The organism is Streptomyces sp. NPDC059455 (genome assembly GCF_042750115.1).
Taxonomy (GTDB): Bacteria; Actinomycetota; Actinomycetes; order Streptomycetales; family Streptomycetaceae; genus Streptomyces; species Streptomyces endocoffeicus.
The window spans coordinates 1-5416 of sequence record NZ_JBHYVB010000380.1; the positions used below are offsets into that span (position 1 = coordinate 1).

Sequence of the window (5416 nt, forward strand, 5' to 3'; positions counted from 1 at the left end):
GCTTTGCCTCAGGCCCCGTATCGGGGCTTTGCCTCAGGCCCCGTATCGGGGCTTTGCCTCAGGCCCCGTATCGGGGCTTTGCCTCAGGCCCCGTACCGGGGCTTTGCCTCAGGCCCCGTACCGGGGCTTCGCCCCAGACCCCGCATCGGGGTTCTGCCTCGGGGCCCGGGTTGGGGTTCCGCCCCGGGTCCCGGGTTGGGGCGCTGCCCCGAGCTCCGGATTCGGGCTGCCTCAGGCCCCTGGCTGGGGCTTCGCCCCAGACCCTGGCCGGGCGCCCCGGCTGTGCCCGGCCATCCGCCGCGCCCGCGTGCCGACCGCGATCAGCTCGCCAGTGCCGGTGCTCACATCCTCGCCGCCTGTCCCGCGGACGCACTGGCGCGCGCCCTGGTCACCGGCCGGCCGCTCGATCACCGCGCCGCAGATGACGCGGTCGGCGTCGTGGCCGGTGAGCTGTTCGCGGCGAGGGTCGGCCCGTCGACCCCAGGGGTCCAGGGGCGGAGCCCTTGGTAGCGGGAAGGGGCGGGGAGGGGAAAGATCCGCCAGCGGCCCGGTCACACCGCGTAAGCGCACCGCATCCCGCCGCGTCGTGCCCGTACCCTGTAGGGCGACGCATCACGGTTGAAGGAAGGCGTACGGCGGAAGATGTCGCAGCAAGGGACGAAGCAGCGGGTGGACGACGAGTTCATCGTGGACACGGAGGACTGCGAGGAGCGCGAGCGGGCCTTCCGCGAGCGCGGCACCGCCCGCCCGATCACCGTGCACGGCAACCCGGTCCTGCACAAGGAGTGCCGGGACGTGACCGTGTTCGACGAGGAGCTGGCGCGGCTCGTCGACGACATGTTCGCCAGCCAGCGGGCGGCGGAGGGCGTGGGCCTGGCCGCCAACCAGATCGGTGTCGACCTTAAGGTCTTCGTCTACGACTGCATGGACGACGAGGGCGTTCGCCATGTGGGCGTGGTGTGCAACCCGGTGCTGGAGGAGCTGCCCGCCGACCGCCGGGTGCTGGACGACTCCAACGAGGGCTGTCTGTCGGTCCCCACGGCCTACGCGGAGCTGGCCCGCCCCGACTACGCGGTGGTGCGCGGCCAGGACCTCGACGGTGAGCCGATCGCGGTGCGCGGCACCGGTTACTTCGCGCGCTGCCTGCAGCACGAGACCGATCACCTCTACGGTTACCTCTACATCGACCGGCTCTCCAAGCGCGACCGTAAGGATGTGCTGAAGCAGATGGCCGAGGGCACCGCCCGCTATGAGACGGTGCCGAACGACTGAGTGCCGAACGACTGAGTGTGCCGTACCTCACAGGTACCTCACAGGGCGGGCCGGGTCCCTCGGGATCCGGCCCGCCCTGTTGACGTCAGAAGCCGTCCGGCATCAGAAGTCGTCGTCGAAGGCGACCGACCCCTCGACCGCGACCTGGTACGCCGAGGCGCGCCGCTCGAAGAAGTTGGTCAGCTCCTGGACGTTCTGCAGTTCCATGAAGGAGAACGGGTTCTCCGAGCCGAAGACCGGGGCGAAGCCGAGCCGCTGCAGGCGCTGGTCGGCCACGCACTGCAGATACTCCTGCATCGACGCGGTGTTCATGCCCGGCAGCCCGTCCCCGCACAGATCGCGGGCGAACTGCAGCTCCGCCTCGACAGCCTCCTTCAGCATGTCGGTGACCTGCCGCTGGAGCTCGTCGTCGAAGAGTTCCGGCTCCTCCTCGCGGACGGTGTCCACGACCGAGAAGGCGAACTCCATGTGCATCGACTCGTCGCGGAACACCCAGTTGGTGCCCGTCGCCAGGCCGTGCAGCAGTCCGCGCGAGCGGAGCCAGTACACGTAGGCGAAGGCGCCGTAGAAGAACAGCCCCTCGATGCAGGCCGCGAAGCAGATCAGGTTGAGCAGGAAGCGGCGGCGGTCCTCCTTGGTCTCCAGGCGCTCGATCTTCTCCACCGAGTCCATCCAGCGGAAGCAGAACTCCGCCTTCTCCCGGATGGAGGGGATGTTCTCGACGGCGGCGAAGGCCGCGGCGCGGTCGTCCGGGTCGGGGAGGTAGGTGTCCAGCAGCGTCAGATAGAACTGGACGTGCACCGCCTCCTCGAAGAGCTGCCGGGACAGATACAGCCGCGCCTCGGGGGAGTTGATGTGCTTGTAGAGGGTGAGCACCAGGTTGTTGGCCACGATCGAGTCGCCGGTCGCGAAGAAGGCGACCAGGCGGCCGATCATGTGCTGCTCACCGGGGGTGAGCTTGGCGAGGTCGGCGACGTCGGAGTGGAGGTCGACCTCCTCCACGGTCCAGGTGTTCTTGATCGCGTCGCGGTAGCGGTCGTAGAACTGCGGGTACCGCATTGGCCGCAGGGTCAGCTCGAACCCGGGGTCCAGCAGGTTCTTGGTGTGGCCCGGCGCGGTGTTCACGGTGGTCATCTCGGATGCGGTGGGCATTACTGGCAGGCCTCGCAGGACTCGGGGTTTTCCAGGGAGCAGGCGATCGCGTCGGCCTCGGCCGGGGCCTGCTGTACGGGGAGGGGAGCGGGAGTGGGAACGGGGGTGGCGGCGGCGCCGCCCCGGGCGCTCTGGGCGATCCGGGTGGCCGGACGCGAGCGCAGGTAGTACGTGGTCTTGATGCCGCGCTTCCAGGCGTACGCGTACATCGAGCTGAGCTTGCCGATGGTCGGCGAGGCCATGAAGAGGTTCAGCGACTGGCTCTGGTCGAGGTACGGGGTGCGGGCCGCCGCCATGTCGATCAGGGCGCGCTGCGGGACCTCCCACGCGGTGCGGTACAGGTCCCGTACCTCCGCGGGCACCCAGGAGAAGTCCTGGACCGAGCCGTTGGATTCGCGCAGCGCCTCGCGGGTCTGGGCGTCCCAGACGCCCAGCTTCTTGAGGTCGTCCACCAGGTAGGAGTTGACCTGGAGGAACTCCCCGCTGAGCGTCTCACGCTTGAAGAGGTTGGAGACCTGCGGCTCGATGCACTCGTAGACGCCCGCGATGGAGGCGATGGTCGCGGTCGGCGCGATCGCCAGCAGCAGCGAGTTCCGCATCCCGGACTTCGCCATCCGCGCGCGCAGCGCCTGCCAGCGCTCCGGCCAGGTGGCCACCGCGTCGGTGTAGTGGTCCGGGTGCAGCACACCGCGCGCGGTGCGGGTCTCGGCCCAGGCGGGGTGCGGGCCGTGGCGCTCGGCGAGCTCGCAGGACGCCTCGTACGCGGCGAGCATGATGCGCTCGGAGATCCGCGTGGAGAGCGCCGTGGCCTCGGGCGAGTCGAACGGCAGCCGCAGCCGGAAGAAGACGTCCTGGAGCCCCATGAGGCCCAGACCCACCGGGCGCCAGCGGGAGTTGGAGGCCCCGGCCTCCTCGGTGGGGTAGAAGTTGATGTCCACCACGCGGTCGAGGAAGGTCACGGCGGTGTGGACGGTGGCGTCCAGGCGCTCCCAGTCCAGCTGTCCGTCCTCGCCCAGGTGCGCGGCGAGGTTGACCGATCCGAGGTTGCACACGGCGGTCTCGCCGTCGTCGGTGACCTCCAGGATCTCGGTGCAGAGGTTGGAGGAGTGGACGACCCTGCCGGGCTCGGCGGTCTGGTTGGCGGTGCGGTTGGCGGCGTCCTTGAACGTCATCCAGCCGTTGCCGGTCTGCGCGAGGGTGCGCATCATCCGGGCGTACAGCTGGCGCGCCGGGACCTGCTTGACGGCCTTCCCCTCGGCCTCGGCCCCGCGGTACGCGGCGTCGAACTCCTCGCCCCACAGGTCCACCAGATCGGGGGCGTCGGCCGGGGAGAACAGCGACCAGTCGGCATCCGCCTCGACCCGGCGCATGAACTCGTCCGGGATCCAGTGGGCGATGTTGAGGTTGTGGGTGCGGCGGGCGTCCTCGCCGGTGTTGTCCCGCAGCTCCAGGAACTCCTCGAGGTCCGCGTGCCAGGTCTCCAGGTAGACACAGGCCGCGCCCTTGCGCCGGCCGCCCTGGTTGACGGCGGCCACCGAGGCGTCGAGCGTGCGCAGGAACGGCACGATGCCGTTGGAGTGCCCGTTGGTGCCCCGGATCAGCGAACCGCGGGCCCGGATGCGGGAGTAGGACAGGCCGATGCCGCCCGCGTGCTTCGACAGCCGCGCCACCTGGTGGTAGCGGTTGTAGATCGAGTCCAGCTCGTCCAGCGGGGAGTCCAGCAGATAGCAGGACGACATCTGCGGATGCCGGGTGCCGGAGTTGAACAGCGTGGGGGAGCTGGGCAGATACGACAGCGTGCTGGTCAGCCGGTAGAGCTCGGCCACATCGTCCAGCGCCCGCTCCGAGTGGTCCTCGGCGAGTCCGCAGGCCACGCGCAGCAGGAAGTGCTGCGGGGTCTCGATCACCTGACGGGTGATGGGGTGGCGCAGCAGATAGCGGCTGTAGAGGGTGCGCAGCCCGAAGTAGCCGAAGCGGTTGTCGGCGCCGTCGGCCAGGGCCCGCTCCACCAGCGCGTCCAGCCGCTCGGCGTGGGCGGCGGCGAACTCCGCGGTGGAGTCGGCGAGCAGGCCCTCGCGGTGGCCCACCCGGACGGAGGTCGAGAAGGAGACCGCGCCCTGCCCGGCCGCCTCCTGCGTGATGGTGAGCGCCAGCAGCCGCGCCGCGAGCCGCGAGTACTCCGGCTCCTCGGCGATCAGTCCGGCCGCCGCCTCGGTCGCCAGCCCGCGCAACTCCGCCTCGTCCGAGCCGGGATGGCGGCCGCGCAGGGCGGCGGCCGCGACCTTGCCGGGGTCGGTGGCGGGCAGATCGGCGGTGAGTCCGGTGAGCGTCCGTAGCAGGGCGGTTCCGGGCGCGTCGACCGCTGCCTGAGAAACCGCCTGCTCTGAAACCGGATCTGCGGGCGCGATGGTCACTGAGGTGCTCTCCCTCGCTCGGCCGGGCCGCGAGGGGTGGTGCGATGGGCGCGTACGGACATGCCGATGCCGCACTCCTCGTACGCCAGGCACACCACGCAGCGTCCATCGGCCCAACCCTCGAGGCCGGGGGACGTGTTCACAGGGCCGTCGGCAGGTGCTCGGACTCACGGGTACGCCGCGATAAGCGCACACGTACACCGTTGCGGGACAGTTCCGGATTCCCACCGGATTCCCCTGCGGCGACAGCGAGGACGAGCATACATCTTGTGTTGGCCGACGCACGCACCCCCATATCTTGTGTCGGAGGTGCGGAGTTTCGTATGAATGTGCTAGTGCGTTCCGGCCTGGCGAGTGTGAGCCCTGGTCAGGCGGCGCCCGAGCGGGAGCTACTTGCCGGTCTCCTTCTCGTACGCCTTGATGACCTCGTCGGTCGGGCCGTCCATCAGCAGCTCGCCCTTCTCCAGCCACAGCACCCGGTCGCAGGTGTCCCGGATGGACTTGTTGTTGTGGCTGACGAGGAAGACCGTGCCGGCCTCCTGGCGGAGCTCACGGATCCGGGCCTCGGAGCGCTTCTG

Annotated in this window: 3 protein-coding genes, 1 pseudogene and 1 riboswitch; of the genes and pseudogenes, 1 reads left to right on the top strand and 3 read right to left on the bottom strand. The window is 69.9% G+C overall.

Annotation, left to right across the window (positions count from 1 at the left end):
* The first annotated feature begins 642 nt into the window (after positions 1-642).
* Entirely contained in the window at positions 643-1272 is a 630-nt protein-coding gene (gene def / locus ACFXB5_RS52380; protein WP_385222887.1) for a peptide deformylase, read from the top strand.
* 102 nt (positions 1273-1374) lie between these two features.
* Here the strand turns inward: def and ACFXB5_RS52385 are convergent, their stop codons facing one another.
* From ACFXB5_RS52385 to ACFXB5_RS52395, 3 genes and pseudogenes are all read right to left on the bottom strand, one after another.
* Positions 1375-2406: a ribonucleotide-diphosphate reductase subunit beta gene (locus tag ACFXB5_RS52385; RefSeq protein ID WP_385222890.1), complete on the bottom strand. Its 1032-nt coding sequence runs from the start codon at positions 2404-2406 to the stop codon at positions 1375-1377.
* A gap of 17 nt (positions 2407-2423) precedes the next feature.
* Positions 2424-4838 carry a ribonucleoside-diphosphate reductase subunit alpha gene (locus tag ACFXB5_RS52390; RefSeq protein WP_385222892.1) on the bottom strand — a complete coding sequence of 805 codons (2415 nt, stop codon included), beginning with the start codon at positions 4836-4838 and terminating at the stop codon, positions 2424-2426.
* 134 nt (positions 4839-4972) lie between these two features.
* A riboswitch (cobalamin riboswitch) is annotated at positions 4973-5117 on the bottom strand.
* Positions 5118-5227: 110 nt separating this feature from the next.
* Positions 5228-5416, bottom strand: a pseudogene (locus ACFXB5_RS52395) (ABC transporter ATP-binding protein); the annotation flags it as partial.

What these genes read in the sequence shown, in the direction of transcription:
- def (WP_385222887.1), top strand. Translation starts at nt 643, where the DNA reads ATGTCGCAGCAAGGGACGAAGCAGCGGGTGGACGACGAGTTCATCGTG.
- ACFXB5_RS52385 (WP_385222890.1), bottom strand. Translation starts at nt 2,406, where the DNA reads ATGACCACCGTGAACACCGCGCCGGGCCACACCAAGAACCTGCTGGAC.